Below are 22,799 nucleotides of genomic sequence, written 5' to 3' on the forward strand. Positions count from 1 at the left end.
TGTTTTTAGAAGGGCGCATTGAGCGCCCTTTTTGTTGATTACCAATCAATATAAACATGCCCTGTCTTAGATGGCTTATTTCTAAACCGTTAGGCAATAAAAAAGCCAGTGACGAAAGTGACTGGCTTTTTAATGTCTTGATAATGTCGCTTTGCTGAAAACGTTATCGTTGGAACTGATATACGCTGCCAAGCTTTAAGATTTGGGTTAACTCATCTAATGCGGTGCGCGATTCAATAATCAATTGCGGGTCTGCCAAATCGCTTACGGTGAGCTGGTCGCGGTAGTGTTTATCTACCCAGGTATTTAAGCGAGTAAACAAGGCGTCATTCATTATGGTGTTTTGGTTTACCGCGGCAACTTCTTGCTCGTTCATTGCCACGCGTAAACGTAGACAAGCTGGGCCACCACCGTTTTGCATACTTTGTTTTACATCGTAATAGCGCACTTGCTTAATGGGGGTGCCTAGCGTGACAAGTTCATTTAAGTAAGCAAATACTGCAGGGTTTTCTTGACAATTAGTGGGTGCAATAATCGCCATTTCGCCAGAGGGTAAAGTAATAATTTGTGTATTAAACAAATAACTACGAACCGCATCATCGATTGATACCTGACTGGTTGCCACTTTAACAAAATGCATGTCAGCGTTCATTTTACGACGAATTTCATCAAATTTTGTGTCGGTATTTAAAAACGCTTGCTCATGATAAAACAACACGTTTTGGTTACCGACAGAAATCACGTCATTGTGGAATACACCCTGGTCGATAACATCAGGGTTTTGCTGCATAAATACACAACTTTCATCTTCAAGCTGGTGCAAACGCGCAACCGCTTGTGATGCTTCTAATGTTTGGCGCGCTGGGTATTTTGTCGGTTTTACAGCACTTGGATTAGTGGCTTCTTGGCCATAAACAAATAGTTCAACGCCAGCGTGTCCATATTCGCTACATAAACGCGTATGATTTGCTGCGCCTTCGTCACCAAAGCTTGTGTGCTCTGGGAGATGTTGATGATGTTTAAAGTGGCGATCGTTATTAAAGGTGGCTTGCAAAATATTGCCCGTGGTAATGGGCTCAATACTGCGATGTAATTTGTCGACTAAATTGGCAGGAGTGAAATGCACTTTTCCGTCGCGAGTGTCGGCACTGGGTGAAACCGTTGCGGCGTTAGCTGTCCACATACTCGATGCGCTGCAACAAGCATTAAGCAATGCAGGAGCCTGTTGAGCGGCTTTTTGTAAAACTTCAGCATCTGACCCAGAAAAACCAATTCGACGTAGTGTGTATAGATCTGGGCGCTCCTGTGGGGCTAATACGCCTTGTACCATACCTAAATCGGCTAACGCTTTGGCTTTTTGCAAACCTTGTTTGGCTGCTGCCTTTGGGTTTGAAGTGAGGGCCGCATTACTTAATGAGGCGACATTACCAAACGATAATCCAGCATAGTTATGGGTTGGTCCAACCAACCCATCAAAGTTTGCTTCAAAATGCTTCATTCGTGATCCTTGAAAATTTTTGTGAATAATTATTATTGTAGTTACACTTTTTTGTGTTACTTATAAAAAAGGAAACGTGATTGCTCATGTCAGTTAACGCTAAATTAACGTCAGTATACTGAAGCTATAAGGCTTAACAAGGTGTGTTAATTTTGCACAAACACGCATAAATGACTAAAAATGCACTGAAGATGCTCGCAAGTATCATTAAGTGAACAATTACGTTTAAAAAACGCATATTATTTTTTCTATTTTTTATTATTGTTTAAAAAATGACTTAATAACCTATATAAAAGAGGGATTAACTTGAAACTATTGTCTCAACCCTCTATATATGGAATCAATTTTCTATATTTTGAGACTTTTTGGCGCAAATAAAACTATGGGTAAATCGCTAGTTATTGTCGAATCGCCGGCCAAAGCCAAGACAATTAATAAATATCTTGGTAAAGATTTCATCGTGAAGTCGAGTGTGGGTCATATCCGTGACTTACCGACTTCGTCTACTTCTGACGGTACAACTGCAACTAAAACCGCAGCTGAAGTCAGAAAAATGTCGCCTGAAGAAAAAGCTAAATACAAGCTAATCAGGGACAAGCAAGCACTTGTGGCGCGTATGGGCGTCAATCCAGATAAAGACTGGGCTGCCAAGTATCAAATTTTGCCTGGCAAAGAAAAAGTCGTTAAAGAATTAAAAGCGTTAGCTGAAAATGCTGACCACATCTATCTCGCAACAGATTTGGACCGTGAAGGGGAAGCCATTGCCTGGCATTTGCAGGAAATTATTGGTGGCGACGCTTCGCGGTATCAACGTGTGGTATTTAACGAAATTACCAAAACCGCTATTCAAGAAGCTTTTAGCAAACCATCGGTACTTGATACCAATATGGTTAATGCTCAACAAGCGCGCCGCTTTTTAGACCGCGTAGTTGGCTTTATGGTGTCACCTTTATTATGGAAAAAGGTTGCTCGCGGGTTATCTGCTGGCCGTGTTCAGTCGGTAGCGATGCGTTTAGTGGTTGAGCGAGAAGGTGAGATTAAGGCGTTTGTTCCTGAAGAATTTTGGGATATTCATGCCGATTTAAACACCACTAAAGCGCAAAGTTTAAAAATGCAGGTGATGAAATATCAATCTGCAGCATTTGAACCGATTAATGAAGCACAAGCTCAAGTTGCAGTCGATGCATTACGTAATGAAACCTTTGTCGTTTCAGCTCGTGAAGACAAAGCAACCTCAAGCAAACCTTCAGCCCCTTTTATTACCTCTACACTGCAACAAGCGGCGAGTACTCGTCTGAGTTTTGGTGTGAAGAAAACCATGATGATGGCGCAACGTTTGTATGAAGCCGGGCATATTACTTATATGCGTACTGACTCAACAAACTTAAGTCAAGAAGCCGTTGAAAATGTGCGTGAAATGATTGGTTCTGAGTTTGGCGCTAAGTACTTGCCTGCCGATCCTATTCGTTATGGCAGTAAAGAAGGCGCACAAGAGGCGCATGAAGCGATTAGACCGTCAAACGTTGCTGTGCACTCTGCATCATTGACTGATATGGAACGAGATGCTCAGCGCCTGTATGAGCTTATTTGGCGCCAGTTTGTTGCCTGTCAAATGACACCAGCACAATACGATGCGACTCGATTAACGGTTACCGCAGGTGATTATGAATTAAAAGCCAGTGGCCGTACGCTGCGTTTTGATGGTTGGACTCGCGTGCAACCCCCAATGGGTAAGAAAAACGAGGAAGACAACACCTTGCCGGTAGTTGAAAAGGGTGACAAGCTTACTCTTGATCAATTACTGCCAAAGCAGCACTTTACTAAGCCGCCAGCGCGTTTCAGTGAAGCATCGTTAGTTAAAGAGTTGGAAAAGCGAGGCATTGGCCGACCATCAACTTACGCAACGATTATTTCAACTATTCAAGACCGTGGTTATGTCAAAGTGGATAACCGTCGCTTCTTCGCTGAGAAAATGGGCGAGATTGTTAGCGAACGTTTAGTTGACAGCTTTAAAGATTTAATGAGCTACGACTTTACCGCCAGCATGGAGCAAACATTAGATGATGTCGCTCAAGGTAAGCTGGATTGGAAAAAGGTGCTCGACGGTTTTTACGGTGATTTTACCAAGCAGTTATTGTTGGCCGAGTTAGACCCTGATGAAGGTGGTATGCGCCCAAATGAGATGGTGCTAACAGAAGACATTAAGTGTCCTACTTGTGGCCGTCCAATGGGGATCCGTACCGGTTCTACCGGGGTATTCTTAGGCTGTTCTGGTTATGCATTACCGCCTAAAGAGCGTTGTAAAACTACGCTTAACTTAACCCCAGGTGAAGAAGCGGTTAGTGATAATGAAGATGGTGAAACAGAAGCATTACGCGCTAAACATCGTTGTGGTAAGTGTGGCACGGCAATGGACAGTTACCTCATTGATGAGTCTCGTAAGCTGCATGTCTGTGGTAATAACCCATCATGTGACGGTTATGAGGTTGAAGCGGGCCAGTTCAAAATTAAAGGCTATGAAGGTCCATTGATTGAATGCGATCGTTGTGGCAATGACATGGAACTTAAAAACGGTCGTTTTGGTAAGTATTTTGGTTGTACCAACAGTGAGTGTAAAAACACGCGTAAGTTGTTACGTAGTGGTGAAGCTGCGCCACCAAAAGAAGATCCTATTTTCTTACCAGAATTAAAATGTACTAAGTCAGATGCCCATTTTGTATTACGAGATGGTGCAGCAGGTATATTTTTAGCGGCGAGTACTTTCCCTAAATCACGCGAAACTCGAGCGCCTTTAGTGGAAGAGCTTGTGACCTACCGTGAGCTTTTATGGCCTAAGTACGCCTATCTTGCCGATGCACCTGTTGAAGATGACGACGGTAACAAAGCCGCCGTTAAATTTAGCCGCAAAACTAAAGAGCAATACGTTGCTACTGAAGTTGACGGTAAAGCGACTGGCTGGTCTGCGAAATTCGTTAATGGTAAGTGGGTTAGCGAATCAACGAAGAAAAAAGCTAAGAAGTAATCTGTACTTCAACTATAAAAGCGTTACCCTCGGGTAGCGCTTTTTTATGGGCCTTATTTAATAAATTAACTAACAGCGAATAATCGGAATATGGCGCCAATCAGTGGTGTACTGGGGCGTTAAAAAGTCACGATGCATTGCCCATTTTTGTTGTGCGCCTTGTGCACCTAAAAATAGGGTGTCGCTTCCATAGCGGTGATTAATGTTATCGAGTACCTGCATCAATTGTGGCTTGGCTTTGCTGGTATTAAATAAGTCGAGTTGCTGGTGTTGACTATTGACTAAGTCGAGTAGTCCTACGCCGACTTTATAATAATGCACACCAGGGCGGTAAAGCCGATGGATAACTGAAGATGCGGCATGAGTCATTTCGGCGCTGCAGTGGGTAGCACAGGTAAAGTTAACATTCACTTTAAAACTTTGCGGGTAGCTATCGTGAGGTGAGTTATGGGCGAATAACATCATTACCTTGCATAAAGAATGTTGTTTTCTGGCTTTGGCTGCGGCGATAGAGATATGCATGCATAACGCCTGGTGCAAGCTATCGATATCGGTAATCCGCTCGCCGACGCTGCGGGTTGAGAATATTTGTTGTTTATCGGCCTTTGCTTCATCCCATTGCTTACACACAATGCCATTGAGTTCACGAATGGTGCGCTCTATTTCAATGCTAAATTGCTTACGCATCATGGTGGGCGAGGTGTTTGCGAGCTCCCAGGCGGTATGAATATTCATTAAGGCCAACTTGGCCGCTGTTTTACGGCCAATACCCCAGACATCGCTTACAGGCAGCGAGGCTAATGTTGCTTGGCGTACGACTTCATTATCGATAACACAAACCCCACCCGATGACGCGGATAATTTAGCTGCTTTGTTGGCCACTTTTGCAAGTGTCAGTGTTGATCCTATACCGACACAAACAGGTAACCGAGTATATTGCCAAACGGTTTGTCGAATGCGTCTTGCGTGAGTGGCTAAGCACGGAATGGCTTGCTGGCAATGCTTAAAAGAGAGAAAAGATTCATCAATCGAGTAAATATGTTGCTCTGGGGCAAAACGGCCAATCACTTGCATCATCTTAGCGGATAAGTCAGCGTACAACTCATAGTTGCTTGATAACACAACCACCTGGTGCTGGCGGCAAAGATTGGCAATTTGAAAGTAAGGCTTAAATTTGGGCACTCCTAATTCAATGGCGAGACGATTTGCAGCTACCACGCAACCATCGTTATTGGATAATACAATCACCGGACGATGACGCCATTCAGGTCTAAATACCTGTTCTGCACTGCAATAGTATGAGGTGGCATCAACTAACGCGAACATAAGTTAATTGCCTCATCATGGCATCGTATCGAATAGATAACCGTACCTTCAATACTAAAATCATCATATTGATTAATCACCACATCGGCATAAGCATCATTGGAGGATAGTAATCGTCTTCGTTTGAGATCGATCATTTTACACACGAATTCGCCATTAAAATTAGCCACAATAACCTGACCATTTTTAACGGTACAACTGCGGTCAACAATTACTAGATCGCCATCAAAAATACCAATGCCGGTCATCGAATCCCCCTGGACTTTACCGATAAACGTGGCACTTGGATGAGTAATTAACAGTTCATCTAGGCTTAATGGCCGTTGTTGGTATTCTGCCGCGGGTGACTCAAAACCGCTAATGCCGCCGGCAATGTAGATTGGGATCACTTTCATATTCGCACCAAGTCATCACATAACAATGCTGTATAAATAAACAGTATTTTAGCAGTGAAATTGAAATGATCAAATGTTCATTGCAAAAGAGTGTGATACTCAGTGCTAGCAAATTGGCTAATGAGCGTTAAAAGAAAGGCACAAAAAAGCCTCTTTACGAGGCTAATTAGATGATTAACTGTTGGAAATGGGCTGCATTACCATTTCTTTTTAGGTTGGAACAGCATATCAATATCGTCGCCTTCTTTTTTCGGCTTCGGTGTACTCGGTTCGCTGGTACGTTGTGCGCCCATAATTTCATCGAGCAATTGCTTTGCTTCATCGACTTTACGCGCAATAAATGGATCATTGGGCGTTTGGGCTTTAATAGTGTGTAAGGTATTTAATGCTTTTGTCACCATTTGTTTGCTCGAGCCATATTGTTTCATAAAGCAGGCCGCACGGGCACGGCTAATCATTGACTCAACATTGATGCGTAACTGTAAATTATCGATACGCATTTCTTCTTCAGCAAATACAGTAGGGTCAACTTTGCCTTTATTGTGCTCAGCTCGCAAAATGGCTTTGAGTTTTTTAAGGGTTTTAACTAACTCTAAGACCTGTCTGTCATTGTCTGGTAAGCGAAAGTTTTCAATAGCGGGTACTTGACTTGGAGAGTTGGATACTGTGGTTATTTGCGCTTTAATATCACCAAGGCGACGTTCATAGTCAGATTTTAATTGACCAGAAGAATGGGGTACTGATTGCTCTAATGCATCTTGAATACGGCGGTATAACACGAGCATGATGTGGCTAGAGCAGGGAGCCATACCTGTGTTAGATAATACTGCATCGGTTTCGTCAATAATGGCACGTTGGCGCGATACTTCAATACGGCGTTCAGCTTCTGCACGCTCTTTTTGTTGTTGGACGATGCTAAAACCGATAATCAGTAATAGCAGGGCGCCGATAAGAATTAAGACCAAAATTAAGGACATAAAGGTTCCATTTTATCTTGCATATCACAAAGGTAAAAAAGCCAATAGTGATGGCTAAAAAGTGATTTTGATGAACAGATAAATATATTAGTAAATTTCATCAAAAGTACCTTATATCTTAGCGTATGTCATTACGGCTGTCGTTGAATAATAAGTCGTTTTGTGGAGAAATTCTTAAACAGAACAAACAAATCATTAACCGGCAGCTAATAAGCACGCATTGTCATTTTTTTTTCTTGCTCGTTATTACTATTTGTATTACATTTCACACTTAGTATAACGTTTTGTCATAGTTGAACAATGGTTCATCTTTGGTGGGACGCTAATTGGCTTTATTCTTATTCGCGTAATGTGTGGATAGGTGACGGTTAAATCAAGGATCACACCATGAAACTGCAGCAACTTAGATATATTGCAGAAGTCGTAAAACATAATCTTAATGTGTCATCGACAGCAGAAAACCTCTATACCTCACAGCCTGGTATCAGTAAGCAAGTGCGCATGCTTGAAGATGAGCTGGGGATTCAAATATTTGGTCGCAGTGGTAAGCATTTAACTCATGTTACGCCAGCTGGTCAGCAAGTAATTGATATCGCTAATGATATATTAAGCAAAGTTGACAGTATTAAAAAAGTATCAGAAGAGTACACCAAACCTAATCAAGGTGAGTTAAATATAGCCACCACAGATACTCAAGCTCGTTATGCGCTGCCACAAATTATTCGTGAGTTCATTAAGCGTTATCCAAAAGTGAACTTGCATATGCATCAAGGCACGCCTTCGCAAATCAGCGAACAAGCCGCGAGAGGTGATGCCGACTTTGCTATCGCCACAGAAGCCATGCATTTATATACCGATTTGATTATGTTGCCTTGTTATCACTGGAATCGCTCAATTGTGGTGACCCGCGATCATCCTTTGGCGACTCAATCGGGTAAAATCAGTATCGAAGATTTGGCCCTGCACCCATTAGTGACTTATGTGTTTGGTTTTGATAAAGCCTCTGAAATTGAAAAGTCATTTAAACGCGCAGATTTAGACCCTCGAGTGGTGTTTAGCGCAACCAGTGCCGATGTATTAAAAACCTATGTACGTTTAGGGTTAGGCGTGGGTGTGATTGCCTCGATGGCAATCGATCCCGCAGTCGATAAAGATTTAGTCGCGATTGATGCGAGCCATTTATTTGCCCACAGCACCACGAAAATTGGTTTTAGACGTGGCAGCTTTTTACGCAGCTACATGTATGATTTTATGTTGCACTTCGCACCTCATTTAACTCGTGACGTAGTAGAAAAAGCGGTGGCATTGCGTGATCAGCAATTGATTGACGAGATGTTTGACGATATCGCGTTACCTGTACGGTAGTCGATTCAATATTGTCCAACAAAAAACCTCGCTGCCGCGAGGTTTTTTATGGATGAATAACAACTTAATCTTGCTTAGTCTGGCGCGTAACCAGAAGGGCCAATTAATTCGCCATCTAAATACGCTTTACCATCTGACATTGTTAATCGACCTAAGCTAAACCATTTAACCACTAATGGGTAAATAGCATGCTCTTGTTCATGTACTCGCTCTGCTAGTTCAGCGGCATCTTCACCTGCATATACCGGCACTTTTGCTTGTAATATTACCGGTCCTGAGTCTAGCTCTGGAATAACAAAGTGCACGCTAGCACCGTGTTCGTTATCACCGGCATCAATGGCACGTTGATGAGTATGTAAACCGGTGTACTTAGGTAACAATGACGGATGGATATTGATCATTTTCCCTAGAAAACGGCTAACAAAGTCATCGGTTAAAATGCGCATAAAGCCAGCAAGTACAACTAAATCGGGTTGATATTTTTCAACCGCAGCCAGTAAACGCGCATCGTATTCGCTACGCGTTTCATTTTTATAAGCAATAACACAACTGGTATCAATTTCGCTATGGTGAGCGCGGATTAATCCATAAGCATCCGGTTTGTTGCTAATGACTCCAACCACATTGGCATTTAAGTTATCGTCACAGCCATCAATAATGGCTTGAAGATTACTACCACTGCCAGAGATCAGCACCACAACACGACAGCTTTGGCTCATTAGATGATCTCCACTTGCTCTTCGTCACCTTGACGAGTGGCAATTTCACCAATTAACCAAGCGTTTTCGCCTTCAGCTTTAAGTAGTGTTAATGCTGCATCTACTTTGTCTGCAGGTAATGCGATAATCATGCCTACGCCACAGTTAAACGTGAGGTACATTTCGTGTTGAGCGATGTTACCGTTTTGCATTAACCAGTCAAATACCACTGGCCACTGCCAAGAATCACCTTTTACAACGGCTTTACAATCTTCAGGAAGAACTCGTGGGATGTTTTCCCAGAATCCGCCGCCAGTGATGTGCGCCATTGCATGAATCTCTGATTGTTCAATCAGTTTCAATAGTGGCTTAACATAAATTTTGGTTGGCTCGAGTAAGTGCTCTATTAGCGGCTTGCCAGCAAGATCTTGCTGGGTATCGGCCTGGCTAACTTCTAATACTTTACGGATCAATGAATAACCGTTTGAGTGAGGACCACTAGAACCTAATGCAATCAGCGCATCGCCAGCTTTTACTTTTGTGCCGTCAATGATGTCAGCTTTTTCAACAACGCCAACACAGAAACCAGCAAGATCGTAATCTTCGCCTTCGTACATGCCTGGCATTTCAGCCGTTTCACCGCCAATTAATGCGCAGCCAGACTGAAAACAACCTTCTGCAATACCATTCACTACAGAAGTCGCCGTTTCAACGTCTAATTTGCCTGTCGCGTAATAGTCGAGGAAAAAGAGTGGCTCTGCACCAGATACAATTAAATCATTGACACACATCGCAACTAAATCGACACCAACAGTGTCGTGCTTTTTGTAATCAATGGCTAAGCGTAATTTGGTACCAACACCATCAGTACCCGAAACCAATACAGGGTGCTTGTATTTAGTTGGTAATTCGCATAGTGCGCCAAAACCGCCTAAATTGCCCATAACTTCTGGACGGCGAGTGCGTTTTACCGCAGATTTAATGTTGCTAACTAACGCATTACCTGCATCGATATCAACGCCGGCGTCTTTGTAACTTAGGGGGGTAGGAGTGCTCACGGAGGATCCTCTAGGGTACATCGTTTTATGGAATTTTATGCGGCAGTATTCTATCAGTTTGTCTCATTGGTCGAAAGCCATGTTTTTACTTTATCCTCAAAAGAAAACGATGAATTGCCTATTTTTTATTGGTTTAGCTCACGATTTACTGCATTTTTGAAACTTTATGTTTTATAGAAGGGATAAATGGACTAACATTTGTCAAATTTGCCTGAAAGTCGAAAAATCTAGGAGAAAGAAATGAAAGTCGTTGAAGTTAAGCATCCACTGGTTCGTCATAAAGTCGGTTTGATGCGTGAAGCGGATATCAGCACCAAACGATTTCGTGAACTGGCCACTGAAGTTGGCAGTTTATTAACCTATGAAGCAACAGCTGATTTTGAAACTGAAACCGTCACTATTGATGGTTGGAATGGTCCTGTCAGTATTGAGCAACTTAAAGGTAAAAAAGTTACGGTAGTGCCTATTTTACGTGCGGGTTTAGGTATGATGGACGGCGTGCTTGAGCATCTTCCAAGTGCACGTATCTCTGTTGTGGGTATTTACCGTGACGAAGAAACGCTACAACCTGTCCCTTACTTTGAAAAAATCGTCAGCAATGTTGAAGAGCGTATCGCGTTAGTGGTCGACCCAATGCTTGCGACAGGTGGTTCAATGATTGCGACTATCGATTTACTCAAAAAGCGTGGCTGTACTTCAATTAAAGCATTAGTGCTTGTCGCTGCGCCAGAAGGCATCAAAGCGTTAGAGCAAGCGCATCCTGATATTGAACTATACACTGCTGCCATTGATGACTGCTTAAACGAACAAGGGTATATTTTACCTGGTTTAGGTGATGCAGGTGATAAGATTTTCGGGACGAAATAACCGATTATTAAGCCGGTAAAAAATATCGTTAATAAAGTGGGAGCCCAGTAGGCTCCCATTTTTTATGAGTATTTTACGTTAATTGATAAAACGATTGTGTTCTACAACACCATGGCTGCAATCCAGCCAAAGACTAACAATGGAATGTTGTAATGCACAAATGTAGGGATCACACTGTCACGAATATGATCATGTTGGCCGTCAGCATTAAGACCTGCAGTAGGGCCTAAGGTCGAATCTGATGCTGGAGAGCCCGCATCGCCAAGTGCAGCTGCTGTGCCGACTAACGCAATCGTTGCCGCAACCGAAAAACCAAAGCTGAGCGCTAATGGCACATAAATTGTGGCGATAATGGGAATAGTCGAAAACGATGAGCCAATCCCCATGGTAATAAGCAAACCCACAATCAACATTAATAGTGCGGCGAGCGCTTTATTATCGCCAATAATATCGCCTAATGATGTTACCAAAGTGCCGACTTCACCAGTTGATTTCACGACAGCAGCAAAACCTGCCGCGGCAATCATAATAAAGCCGATGTTAGCCATCATATGCACGCCTTGATTAAACAAGTCTTTGCTGATGTCTTGTTTAATAATGCCTGAAAAACGAAAAATGATGAAACCACTTAATGCGCCAAAAATCATCGAGTCAGTTTGCAGTTGAACAATGAGTGTAACGACAATGGCCGATATAGAAATGATAATGCTTTTTCGGCTAATCACCGGTGTTTCTGTGTCACTCACCACCGGCTGCTCAATCATGTACTCTCTTGGTTTACGGTAACTAATGAATACCGCGGTGAGTAAACCGCACACCATGCCCAGAGCTGGCAATAACATGGCTTGTGGTATTTGAGTTGTGACGGCATTTAAGCCATTGGTATTTAAATTAGCCAATAAAATATCATTTAAGAAAATGCCACCAAAACCAATCGGTAAAATCATATAAGTGGTGACTAAGCCAAACGTTAAAATACATGCTATGAGCCGACGATCGATATTGAGTTTAGAAATAACATGCAATAAAGGCGGAATAAGAATAGGAATAAAGGCGATGTGGATTGGTAAAATGTTCTGCGACGACACAGCCATTGCAAGAATGGTGACTAACAATAACCACCGCACCATTTGGGTGTTACTGCTATTTGGTTCTTTGCCTAATTTGTTAATAATGGCATGAGAAATTAATGTCGTTAAGCCTGAGTGAGACAACGCGGCAGCAAAAGCGCCTAATAATGCGTAACTTAACGCGATTTGAGCACCACCACCTAAACCATCATTAAAGGCCGCGATGGTTTGATGAATATCTAATCCACCGACTAAACCCGCAACAACGGCACTGATGGTTAATGCAACCACAACGTTAATTCGAATAAAGCTTAAAAACAGCATTAAACAGACAGCGATAACAACCGCATTCATAATCGTAATTCTTTAAAGTAAATGAGACGGCTATTTTTGACTGCCGCAGTGGTGTTTGTCCAGTGCAGATGAAAATTTTAGGTGATGATGCAAGGTTTATACCCAAACAACCTGAAGATGCTCGATTTCAGCAAGAATTTACACGCGTTTAGGCAAGGCATTGATTGCGGGTAATGGTCGTTCCCTTTCCAAAATCAATAACGCAGCATAAACACGTGTAAAACTTGCCCTTTGGGAGTTTCACCGTGTTATCACTACGTTGTTGCGCTAATTTATAAGGTACCTACATTACCGCATTAACGCGCCTAGTATTGAAAACACGGTGAAGCTCTGAAACACGGATCTTCAGGTTGATTGGGTATACATCAATTGTTGAACAGATTTAATACATATTAGCCGATGTGTTAATTGCTCTAATAACAAAATAGCGCAACACATCATGGCTGTATGGCTGAGTTTACCGATTTATCAGACTTTGTCGTGTTTTTGTCACACGGCAGTATTATATTAGTGAGCCTGCATGTTTTATTTTTCAGCAGGTAAACTTTTTTCAACTGAAATAGCTTATAAGTCGGCTAAATTAACTGTATGGTATATGACTGAATAAGTATCAATGGCAGTAGAGTTTGAGTAGTGGGTAACCACGGAAGAGTATCTGCGCCCTTGTAACATGTAAAAAGCCATTAAATGGAGATAGATAATGAGCGTATTAGTAGGCCGTCCAGCCCCAGATTTTACCGCAGCAGCCGTTCTTGGTTCTGGTGAAATTGTTGACACATTTAACCTAGCTACCGCAATTAAAGGTAAGCCAGCGGTTATTTTCTTCTACCCACTTGATTTTACTTTTGTATGCCCATCAGAGCTTATTGCTTTTGATCACCGCATGGAAGAGTTCACTAAGCGTGGTGTTGAAGTGATTGGTGTTTCTATTGATTCACAGTTTACTCATAACGCATGGCGTAACACTCCAGTCGACAAGGGTGGTATTGGCCAAGTTAAATACACTCTAGTAGCTGACGTTAAGCACGAAATCTGTAAAGCGTACGATGTTGAGCATCCAGAAGCGGGTGTTGCTTTCCGTGGTTCTTTCTTAGTAGATAAAGAAGGCCAAGTACGTCACCAAGTGGTTAACGATTTACCATTAGGCCGTAACGTTGATGAAATGATCCGTATGATTGACGCCCTTCAGTTCCATGAAGAGCACGGTGAAGTTTGTCCAGCAGGCTGGTCAAAAGGCGAAAAAGGTATGACTGCTAGCACTGAAGGTGTGGCTGCATACTTAAAAGATAACTCTTCAAAGCTATAATGCTGCGAGTTTTAGCCAATAAAAAAAGCTGCCTCGGCAGCTTTTTTGTTGCAATAAATGATTGAGAGAGATACTCACTATACTCATCGCGGTTGTTATTGATACCGGCCAAATAAAGTGCTGGTTGATGTAACGTATTTTCTCAGGTTATTTATTCTGCTTGCGCGTCATCGGCGTCTGCACTAACAAGTGGCCAACCACCGAGAGCTTTCCAACGATTAACGATATGGCAAAATAATTCCGCTGTACGTTCTGTGTCGTAAAGCGCTGAATGTGCTTCTTTGTTGTCAAAATCAATTCCTGCCATTTTACACGCTTTAGCCAGTACTGTATGGCCAATGGCTAAACCTGCCAGTGTTGCAGTATCAAAGCTTGCAAACGGATGGAAAGGTGAACGTTTTAAACTATTACGTTCGATTGCCTGATTAACAAAACCTAAATCAAATGCAGCATTGTGGGCGACAATAATACAGCGATGACAGTCAGCGGCTTTTTGGGCTTTTTTAACTTCTTTAAAGATTTCTAAAAAAGCCACTTTTTCATCTACAGCACCACGTAGCGGATTGGTTGGGTCAATGCCGTTAAATGCTAAAGCTTCGGGTTCTAAATTTGCACCTTCAAATGGTTCAATATGAAAATGTAAGGTTTTATCGAGTTCAATGACACCATCACTGTTCATTTTTAACATGCTGACGGCAATCTCAAGCAACGCATCTGTTTTGGCATTAAAACCGGCCGTTTCAACGTCAATCACCACAGGGAAATAACCACGGAAGCGGTGTTTAAACTTGTTAGCGTCACAAATATCAGTCATTACAGTCTTCATCCTCAATTGATATCATTTTCAGAGCAAATGACATAAGCCGAGTATTATGCGCAAACTGAGGCGCAGTGTCATGTTTGATTGTGGTTTTTATCAGCGATTAAACATGATTGTCTACTAAAGAAACCCAGTATAAGGCCGATAGCTACTATGTAACCGATATAAAGGGTGTTTTTTATGTGGCGAAAACTGATGGTACTCACAAGTTTGTGTCTTTGCTCAACGGCTCATGCCGATTTGAGACATTATGTTGCGTCTTTAGAAAACTCAGCATGGCGAGTAGGTGAAAATAACCCCATTGAATGTCGACTCGAACATGACATTCCAGATTACGGTCGGGCCATTTTTACTAGCCATGCCGGCAAAGAGTTAAATCTACATTTCACCTTAGACATGTGGCTAAAGCCTGATTCTGTAACCAATGCCAGGTTAATTAGCCGTGCACCGAGTTGGCGCCCAGGACATAATTCTAAAGAAATTACCCAACTGTCTTATCAAAAACAGTTTAATGGCGAAGTCCCTAAAAAAGCCGCATGGTCGATGTTGACGGAATTAAGCCAAGGAATGGAACCGACGTTCTATTATGCCGATTGGTACAACCAAAGTTCCAAAATTGCGGTCGGATTATCGTCTGCTAACTTTGGTGGCAAATACCGTGAGTTTCGCGCTTGTTTAGCCAATTTACTGCCTTACAGTTTTGATGATATTGCGTTTACCGTATTAAATTACCAAGAGGGTGGTGTAGAGCTCACGCGTTTTTCGAAAATGCAGTTACAAAAAGTGCAACGCTATTTGTCTTTTGACCCTGAAGTAGAGCTAGTACTGATTGATGCCTACACAGACAGCTACGGTGGCCGCTCAGTAAACCAAAGAGTGTCAGATAAACGTGCTGACTCAGTTAAAGATATTTTGGTTGCCAGCGGTATCCCGCAAGACCGTATTCATACCCAAGGCCATGGAGAGAAGCGCCATGTTGCGGCTAACGAGCTTGCACAAGAACGCCAAATCAACCGTCGCGTGGTGATTAAAATTACCAAAGAGATTTAATCTGCTACATAGCCGATATTGTAGAATAAGCCCAAGCGGATCACTGCCTGGGCTTATTTTTTGCCTCAAATATGGGCATTACATTGATACTCTTGCTGTGTGAGATGTGATGTAAAAAACTTGTGCAGCCATGGACTCGTCTGTATTGATTAAGTGCAGTGGCTTGTTGAAAAAAAAGCAAAAAAAACCCACTTAATCCAAGTGGGCTAAATAATTTGCAATCAACAAATTTAAGGAAGGAAGTCAAGCATAAGAACTAGGGTAAACTGAAGTATTGGGTTACACCAGTTTGGAGTTCTTGGTTTTCAACATCTGAATCGGATGTGTCCTGAAAACAAGGCTATATTAGAGTGAATACACTTATTCGACAAACTAGAAAAATTACAGTTTCGCATTATTAAAACTAATGGTTTAACGGTTTTGTTGGAAGCAAAAATAGGCTTTATATCCAGTTGTAGTGGTTTGCTAGGTTATTATCCATTTTTGTTGCATAACTAGTCGGATTAGCAAATTGGTTTAAACGATAATATTTAACAAAAAAATCAGATGATGATTCTTGAGACACATTTTTAGTGGTAAATACAGTGAATAATGCAATTGTTGCCGCTGAATCGCCCAAATCGTGTTTACTGTATTTTTTATAGAAGTAAGGTGGTGTTAGTGGCAAGCAAGAGGTTATTATCTTGTGGTTTTAAGGTTAAATTAAGTGTTGATAAGTTCTGTTTGAGGTCTTGTGTTTTGAAGGGGGATTACGCTTTTGATGTGACGTTATTGAGTGTGTTTTTTTGTGGTAAAAAACTTAATGAGCCTGGGGTAAACAGAATAGAAGTTGGATAATGTATTTGTGCGATTCAGTGTCAATTAATCACCACATTCTCAATTAATGTCGTCTCATATAACTCGTGGTTTAATTACGATTTTTTGTTTAAAAAATTGTTAATGTTTTGGGTAAAAACATTAATAAAGCTTCATCTATTACAGTTCCTGAGGTAATTCGCGTGTTTTAGCGCATTTTGAGCAAAATAAAGTCTGTTTTTAACCTCAAGCATTATTCACAAGCGTGTTGCTACTCGGTATAGTAAGCCAACTTTTGTCTCCTAAGAATTGATGCTCTGATTATGTTTGTTTGGCCTATATCAATTTACTATGAAGATACCGATGCTGGTGGTGTTGTGTATCATTCAAACTATTTGAAATTTTTTGAACGGGCACGAACACAATGGTTAAAAGCAATGGGTGTCCGTCAAGCAGATTTACTGGCGGAAGATATTGCTTTTGTCGTAAAACATGCAGAAATAGATTTTCGTAAAGCAGCAAAATTTGAACAGGACTTATTGGTTGAATCCAAGGTCGTAGAATTAAAAAAAGCGTCATTGGTGTTTCACCAGCGCTTAGTTGATCATCAAGGTGATTGCTATTGTGAAGCGACAGTGGTTGTCGCGTGTATATCTTTGTCACGTATGCGTCCCCGCGCTATTCCCCTAAATATTGTTCAGGAGTTTGACAGTGCACGCTGAAATTTCATTTATTGGCTTGTTTTTAGAAGCCAGTGTGTTGGTAAAATTGGTCATGTTGACCTTGTTGGCATTATCAATTGCCTCTTGGGCCGTGATCATCCAACGCAACAAGTTATTAAGTTCTGCTAGAGTAAAGGCGCTACGTTTTGAAGACACCTTTTGGTCAGGTGTTGATTTAAACCGTCTTTATAAAGAGCTTATTGCACGTGGTAGTGCAATTTCTGGTTTAGAGGCCATGTTTGTTGCTGGTTTTAAAGAATATACCCGTTTAAGCAAAGTCAACAGTAAATCTCCAGAAGCTGTGATGGACGGAACATCACGAGCGATGCGTGTAAGCTTGTCTCGTGAAATGGAAAAGCTTGAAAATAATTTACCTTTACTTGCGACCATCGGTTCAACAAGTCCATATATTGGTTTGTTTGGTACTGTGTGGGGGATCATGAACTCGTTTATCGCACTTGGTGCGGTTGAGAATGCGACGTTAGCTATGGTTGCACCAGGTATTGCTGAAGCATTGATTGCAACCGCAATGGGTCTATTTGCGGCAATTCCTGCGGTAATCGGTTACAACCGATTTTCGACTCAAGTAGAAAAGCTTGAAAGCTCATATGCTAACTTTATGGAAGAATTCTCAAACATATTGCAACGTCAAGCATATAGCGAGAAGGAAGCTGTTTAATGTATCAGCGTAAACGTCGTCGTCCGGTTGCAGAAATCAACGTGGTGCCTTATATCGACGTCATGTTGGTGTTGTTAATCATTTTTATGGTGACAGCGCCAATTGTATCGCAAGGTGTAAAAGTTGAATTGCCGCAAGGCAATGCTGAAACGCTGCCACCAGACAGTAAACCACCGATTGTGGCGTCAATTGACGCTGCGGGTGAATACTTTTTAAACGTTGGCAGTAGCTCAAACTCTGTGGCGATGGATTTAGAGCAAGTGTCTACCGAGGTTGGAGCATTAATCCAACTCGAACCATTAAGACCTGTGGTTGTCAAAGCCGACCGCTCAATTCCGTATGAGAGCGTGATTCAATTAATGATAAGTCTGCAAGGTGCGGGAGTGCCTGCTGTAGGACTTATGACCGATTCGCCGAAGGAGAAATAGGTGGCTGGAAACTCAGATTTAACCGTACCCGTTTCTATTTCGGCGGGTATTCACATTGGGGTTATTGTCATTCTTGCCTTAGGCATTAGTTTTGACGATAAGCCTAAACAAATGCAAACGGCAGCCAGTGCGCCTGCTGTGCAAGCAATTGTGATTGATCAACAAAAAGTGACTGATCGAGTTGAGCAATTAAAGAAACAAAAGCAAGATGCGCTGCAACAAGAGAAAGCGCGTCAAGCAGAGCTAGAACGTAAAGCACTTGAAGCAAGGCGTGAACGTGAAAGCGAACAAGAAAAGATTAAAACGTTAGAGATCCAACGTAAGTTGAAAGAAGCTGAAACGCAAAAAGCAAATGATGCCGCTAAAGCCGCTCAGGTTAAGCAGCAGCAAGAGAAAGAGCGTGCTTTAAAAGCTGAAGAGATCAGAAAACAGAAAGAAAAAGAACAAAAGGCATCTGAAGAAGCCGCTAAACAAGCCGCTGAAAAACGTAAGCAGGAAGAAGCTACTGCCAAAAAAGCGCAAGAAGAGCGCCAACGTGCAGAAGAAGAACGCAAACGTAAAGAGGAAGCCGAACGTAAACAACGTGAAGATGCAGAACGTAAGCGTAAAGCTGAGGCGGATGCTAAAGCACGTCAAGAACGTGAAATGGCTGAAGCAATGGCCGCAGAGCAAGATTCGTTATCTAAAACACGCAACAGGCAAGTATTGTCAGAAGTTGATAAATACAAAGCGATGATTATTGCCACTATTCAGCGTAACCTAGTGGTGGATGAATCAATGCGGGGTAAAAGTTGCCGAGTCTTTATTCGCTTAGCCGCAGATGGGTTTGTGACAACAGCACAAACACTTGAAGGCGACCAGGTTGTTTGCCGTGCAGCAAAAGTTTCGATAAATAAAGCGGGGCGTTTACCTGTATCGCCAGAGCCTGCTGTTTATCAACAGTTAAAAGAAATTAATTTAACCGTTTCACCGGAATTTAATTAATATCAAACGTATTTAAGATGGAATTGAATTAAAGGAGTCGCATGAAGAATTTGGCTAAATGGTTAACACTGGCACTTGTTGTGTTAACAACACCTGCTCGCGCAGCGTTAGATATTGTAATTACAGAAGGCGTTGATGCGGCAAGACCGATTGCGGTTGTGCCTTTTGTTTGGCAAGGGCAAGGACCTGCACCAGCCTCTATTTCAGACGTCGTAACATCTGACTTAGCTCGTAGTGGTGCTTTTAAGTCATTAGATGTACGTGCATTGCCACAAACGAACTTGTCTTCTGTTAGCGGTTTTGCTGCACAAAATTGGGCAAACGTTGACGCTGAAGCCATTGTTGTGGGTAGCGTAAAACCTTATGGTGCAGACCAATATCTTGTTAGTTTTGAGCTAATCGACTTATTTAAAGCTCGAAATGTATTAAGTAAGGGCCCTGTTAATAACAGTGAACTATTGCTTGAAAGCCGTGAGACGGTGATAAGTGCTAGCCAGTTTAGACAATATGGCCACCGTATTAGTGACATCGTTTATGAAAAACTGACTGGTATACGTGGTGCGTTCTTAACTCGTATTGCATATGTTGTTGTTAAACAAGGTCAAAAAGCGCCTTATCATTTGATGATTGCTGACTATGATGGCTATAACGAACAAATGTTGTTACGTTCGCCAGAACCATTAATGTCACCAACCTGGTCTCCTGATGGTCGTCGTCTAGCGTATGTGAGTTTTGAAAACAGAAAAGCAGAAATTTTTGTACAAGACATCTACAGCCAAACGCGTACTATGGTAAGTAGTTTTAATGGTATCAATGGCGCTCCGTCATTCTCACCAGACGGTAAAAAGTTAGCCATTACATTATCGAAAGATGGCCAACCAGAAATTTATGTTGTCGATATTGCGACTAAAGCTTCACAGCGCATTACCGACCATTATGCGATCGATACTGAACCTTCGTGGTTCCCAGATGGTAAATCATTGTTATTTACCTCTGAGCGTGGCGGTAGACCACAGTTATATCGTGTAAGTTTAGATACAAATAAAGTCTCTCGTATGACATTTGAAGGCGAATGGAACCTTGGTGGTTCTATTACTCCAGACGGTCGTAGTATGATTTTTGTAAACCGTACTAATGGTAAGTTCCACATTGCTAGAATGGATTTAGCAACACGCTTTATGCAGGTGCTTTCGTCAACTCAACTTGATGAATCACCAAGTGTTGCTCCAAACGGCACTATGGTTATCTATGGTACAACCCATGAAGGTAAACAAGTATTAGCTGCTGTCTCTGTAGACGGCAGATTTAAAGCAAGATTGCCTGTCGGCCAGGGCGAGGTGAAGTCACCAGCATGGTCTCCGTTTCTCTAAATAGATATTGATAAGGATTTAAAATGGATCTGAATAAGTTGTTTAAAGCTATGTTGGTTGCAGTTCCGCTTATGGCACTGGGTGCCTGTAGCTCAACTTCAGACTCTGAGACTGACGCTAACGGTTCTATGAGTGGTACTGGTAGTGAATATGGTGCTGGTGGTATTGAAACTGGTGGTGCTGGTGCAGTATTAAGCCCAGCTGAACAGCAGCGTTTAAAAGAACAAGAGCTACGTCGTCAAAATATCATTTACTTTGATTTTGACCGCAGTGAAGTTCAAAGCGAAAACGCTGATATTCTTCAAGCGCACGGTAACTATTTAGTCGAAAACCCAAGTGTTCGTGTATTGATCGAAGGTCACGCCGATGAACGTGGTACGCCAGAGTACAACATCGCACTAGGCGAACGTCGTGCTAAAGCTATTGCTAAATACTTACAAGGTATGGGTGTGCAACCTAACCAAATGAGTATCGTAAGCTACGGTGAAGAGAAGCCATTAGATTTCTCTCGTACTGACACTGGTTTTGGTTTAAACCGTCGTGGTGTGTTAGTTTACTAAGCGTTAAAAATACAAGGCCAACCGGTATCGGTTGGCCTTTTTTAGGAGTGAAAAAAATGAAACAAGCCATATTAGTTGCGGCAATGTTCTTCACTACGGCGACAGCATTTGCGGCACCAGCACCTGTTTCAGATGCTTCGAGTGGTTCAAGTGATGATCGACTCGCGAAACTAGAACGTATTATTAAGGCCAAGCAACAGGGCGAGTTTGAAATGCAACGCCGTATGGATGCATTACAAAATGAAGTGTTGGATTTACGAGGCATTACTGAGCAACAAAATTATCAAATGAATCAAATGCTGCAGCGTCAACGTCAGCTTTATGAAGAAATTGCTAATCTTACTGCTAAGTCATCAACCCAAGCGGCGCCTGCTGAAGCTCAAGCAGACCCTGCAACGGTTGCTGCTGCCAGTTCCACATTAGGTGAAACCGCTAGCTATGAAGCTGCTGTGAACCTCGTTTTGAAAGATCGTAAATACGATGATGCCATTCCTGCGTTTCGGGATTTTATTAAACAATACCCAGATTCTAGTTATGCAGCAAATGCAAACTATTGGTTAGGCCAATTGTTATACAACAAAGGCGACTATACTGCCGCTAAGCAAGCATTCAGCACCGTTGTGAGTAAGTTCTCAGACTCGAACAAGCGTGGTGACAGCTTAGTGAAACTTGGGATGATTGCTGAGAAAGAAAATGACTCAGCAGGTGCTCGCGCACTCTATAACAAAGTCCTTAAAGAATATGCTGACAGTGCATCTTCACGCCTTGCTCAACAGCAATTATCAGCATTGAAAGGCTAATTAAGCCAAAAAACAGCCTCTTAGTCTGTTTTTCATGCAAACAACAACAAATTATAAATTTGCGCTTGCATGAGAAATTGAAAAAGGTATTATAGGCGCCCTCAGAACGGCACAGCCTTCTGAGGGGTTTAAAAGCATTAATCTACCTGTGCAGTTTCTGCATAATTAAGTGATTAAGGTTTGCAAACTTAAGATGGGTCGTTAGCTACGTCGGTCTTGAAACATAGACAGTTGGCTTTTGTTCCAGTAAGCGATAAAGCTTATAAAAACCAAGATGGGTCGTTAGCTCAGCGGGTCTTGAAACATAGACAGTTGGCTTCTGTTCCAGTAAGCGATAAAGCTTATAAAACCAAGTTGGGTCGTTAGCTCAGTCGGTAGAGCAGTTGGCTTTTAACCAATTGGTCGAAGGTTCGAATCCTTCACGACCCACCACTTTCTAAATCGTGGTTAAAGAATTTAGATGTTATATCAGATTTACCAGATGGGTCGTTAGCTCAGTCGGTCTTGAAACATAGACAGTTGGCTTTTGCTCCAGTAAGCAGTAAAGCTTATAAAAACCAAGATGGGTCGTTAGCTCAGTCGGTAGAGCAGTTGGCTTTTAACCAATTGGTCGAAGGTTCGAATCCTTCACGACCCACCACTTTCTAAATCGTGG

Annotated in this window: 20 protein-coding genes and 2 tRNA genes; 14 read left to right on the plus strand and 8 right to left on the minus strand. The window is 42.1% G+C overall.

Annotated elements, in window-relative coordinates:
- Positions 1–163: 163 nt before the first annotated feature.
- Positions 164–1,498 carry an N-succinylarginine dihydrolase gene (astB, locus tag GQA99_RS18705; RefSeq protein WP_160056507.1) on the minus strand — a complete coding sequence of 445 codons (1,335 nt, stop codon included), beginning with the start codon at positions 1,496–1,498 and terminating at the stop codon, positions 164–166.
- A gap of 382 nt (positions 1,499–1,880) precedes the next feature.
- On the opposite strand from astB, the gene topA reads away from it, so the two are divergent.
- On the plus strand, positions 1,881–4,520 hold the full coding sequence (topA, locus tag GQA99_RS18710; RefSeq protein WP_160056509.1) for a type I DNA topoisomerase: 2,640 nt from the start codon (positions 1,881–1,883) through the stop codon (positions 4,518–4,520).
- 69 nt (positions 4,521–4,589) lie between these two features.
- Here the strand turns inward: topA and GQA99_RS18715 are convergent, their stop codons facing one another.
- The 3 genes from GQA99_RS18715 to GQA99_RS18725 all read right to left on the minus strand — a co-directional run bounded on the left by GQA99_RS18715 (position 4,590) and on the right by GQA99_RS18725 (position 7,218).
- On the minus strand, positions 4,590–5,846 hold the full coding sequence (locus GQA99_RS18715) for a Y-family DNA polymerase (RefSeq protein WP_160056511.1): 1,257 nt from the start codon (positions 5,844–5,846) through the stop codon (positions 4,590–4,592).
- Positions 5,834–6,241 (minus strand): LexA family protein, encoded by a 408-nt coding sequence (locus GQA99_RS18720; RefSeq protein ID WP_160056513.1) that lies wholly within the window; start codon positions 6,239–6,241, stop codon positions 5,834–5,836. The genes GQA99_RS18715 and GQA99_RS18720 overlap by 13 nt, the downstream gene beginning before the upstream one ends.
- A gap of 197 nt (positions 6,242–6,438) precedes the next feature.
- On the minus strand, positions 6,439–7,218 hold the full coding sequence (locus tag GQA99_RS18725; protein ID WP_160056515.1) for a hypothetical protein: 780 nt from the start codon (positions 7,216–7,218) through the stop codon (positions 6,439–6,441).
- A 387-nt stretch (positions 7,219–7,605) separates the two neighbouring features.
- On the opposite strand from GQA99_RS18725, the gene cysB reads away from it, so the two are divergent.
- Positions 7,606–8,583 carry an HTH-type transcriptional regulator CysB gene (gene cysB / locus GQA99_RS18730; protein WP_160056517.1) on the plus strand — a complete coding sequence of 326 codons (978 nt, stop codon included), beginning with the start codon at positions 7,606–7,608 and terminating at the stop codon, positions 8,581–8,583.
- A 74-nt stretch (positions 8,584–8,657) separates the two neighbouring features.
- Here cysB and purN read toward each other — a convergent pair whose 3' ends face one another.
- Positions 8,658–9,302 carry a phosphoribosylglycinamide formyltransferase gene (gene purN / locus GQA99_RS18735; RefSeq protein ID WP_160056519.1) on the minus strand — a complete coding sequence of 215 codons (645 nt, stop codon included), beginning with the start codon at positions 9,300–9,302 and terminating at the stop codon, positions 8,658–8,660.
- Entirely contained in the window at positions 9,302–10,339 is a 1,038-nt protein-coding gene (purM, locus tag GQA99_RS18740) for a phosphoribosylformylglycinamidine cyclo-ligase (RefSeq protein ID WP_160056521.1), read from the minus strand. Before purM ends, purN begins: the two co-directional genes overlap by 1 nt.
- Positions 10,340–10,579: 240 nt before the next feature.
- Here purM and upp point away from each other — a divergent pair, with 240 nt between their 5' ends.
- The gene (gene upp, locus GQA99_RS18745) at positions 10,580–11,206 is read left to right on the plus strand and encodes a uracil phosphoribosyltransferase (RefSeq protein WP_160056523.1); all 627 of its coding nucleotides are present in this window, start codon (positions 10,580–10,582) and stop codon (positions 11,204–11,206) included.
- 101 nt (positions 11,207–11,307) lie between these two features.
- On the opposite strand, the gene GQA99_RS18750 is transcribed toward upp, so the two are convergent.
- Positions 11,308–12,630, minus strand: a complete 1,323-nt coding sequence (locus tag GQA99_RS18750) for a Na+/H+ antiporter family protein (RefSeq protein ID WP_160056525.1) — start codon at positions 12,628–12,630, stop codon at positions 11,308–11,310.
- A 700-nt stretch (positions 12,631–13,330) separates the two neighbouring features.
- Here GQA99_RS18750 and GQA99_RS18755 point away from each other — a divergent pair.
- Positions 13,331–13,936, plus strand: a complete 606-nt coding sequence (locus GQA99_RS18755; protein ID WP_160056527.1) for a peroxiredoxin — start codon at positions 13,331–13,333, stop codon at positions 13,934–13,936.
- A gap of 151 nt (positions 13,937–14,087) precedes the next feature.
- Here GQA99_RS18755 and rnt read toward each other — a convergent pair whose 3' ends face one another.
- Positions 14,088–14,750 carry a ribonuclease T gene (rnt, locus tag GQA99_RS18760; protein WP_160056529.1) on the minus strand — a complete coding sequence of 221 codons (663 nt, stop codon included), beginning with the start codon at positions 14,748–14,750 and terminating at the stop codon, positions 14,088–14,090.
- Between the two features lie 186 nt (positions 14,751–14,936).
- On the opposite strand from rnt, the gene GQA99_RS18765 reads away from it, so the two are divergent.
- From GQA99_RS18765 to GQA99_RS18810, 10 genes are all read left to right on the plus strand, one after another.
- Complete coding sequence (locus GQA99_RS18765; protein ID WP_160056531.1) at positions 14,937–15,806, plus strand: flagellar protein MotY; 870 nt, start codon at positions 14,937–14,939, stop codon at positions 15,804–15,806.
- Positions 15,807–16,921: 1,115 nt separating this feature from the next.
- Complete coding sequence (ybgC, locus tag GQA99_RS18770) at positions 16,922–17,323, plus strand: tol-pal system-associated acyl-CoA thioesterase (RefSeq protein ID WP_160056547.1); 402 nt, start codon at positions 16,922–16,924, stop codon at positions 17,321–17,323.
- Complete coding sequence (gene tolQ / locus GQA99_RS18775; RefSeq protein ID WP_160056533.1) at positions 17,313–18,002, plus strand: protein TolQ; 690 nt, start codon at positions 17,313–17,315, stop codon at positions 18,000–18,002. The genes ybgC and tolQ overlap by 11 nt, the downstream gene beginning before the upstream one ends.
- Positions 18,002–18,430, plus strand: a complete 429-nt coding sequence (gene tolR, locus GQA99_RS18780) for a protein TolR (protein ID WP_160056535.1) — start codon at positions 18,002–18,004, stop codon at positions 18,428–18,430. The genes tolQ and tolR overlap by 1 nt, the downstream gene beginning before the upstream one ends.
- Positions 18,431–19,414, plus strand: a complete 984-nt coding sequence (tolA, locus tag GQA99_RS18785) for a cell envelope integrity protein TolA (RefSeq protein ID WP_160056537.1) — start codon at positions 18,431–18,433, stop codon at positions 19,412–19,414.
- A 41-nt stretch (positions 19,415–19,455) separates the two neighbouring features.
- The gene (gene tolB / locus GQA99_RS18790) at positions 19,456–20,784 is read left to right on the plus strand and encodes a Tol-Pal system beta propeller repeat protein TolB (RefSeq protein ID WP_160056539.1); all 1,329 of its coding nucleotides are present in this window, start codon (positions 19,456–19,458) and stop codon (positions 20,782–20,784) included.
- Positions 20,785–20,807: 23 nt separating this feature from the next.
- Positions 20,808–21,344 carry a peptidoglycan-associated lipoprotein Pal gene (pal, locus tag GQA99_RS18795; protein ID WP_160056541.1) on the plus strand — a complete coding sequence of 179 codons (537 nt, stop codon included), beginning with the start codon at positions 20,808–20,810 and terminating at the stop codon, positions 21,342–21,344.
- A 56-nt stretch (positions 21,345–21,400) separates the two neighbouring features.
- Positions 21,401–22,144, plus strand: coding sequence for a tol-pal system protein YbgF (gene ybgF, locus GQA99_RS18800; RefSeq protein WP_160056543.1), 744 nt, complete (start codon positions 21,401–21,403; stop codon positions 22,142–22,144).
- A gap of 356 nt (positions 22,145–22,500) precedes the next feature.
- Positions 22,501–22,576, plus strand: a tRNA-Lys gene (locus GQA99_RS18805).
- A 132-nt stretch (positions 22,577–22,708) separates the two neighbouring features.
- Positions 22,709–22,784, plus strand: a tRNA-Lys gene (locus GQA99_RS18810).
- Positions 22,785–22,799 lie beyond the last annotated feature (15 nt).

This window comes from Shewanella litoralis, assembly GCF_009828585.1.
Lineage (GTDB): Bacteria > Pseudomonadota > Gammaproteobacteria > Enterobacterales > Shewanellaceae > Shewanella > Shewanella litoralis.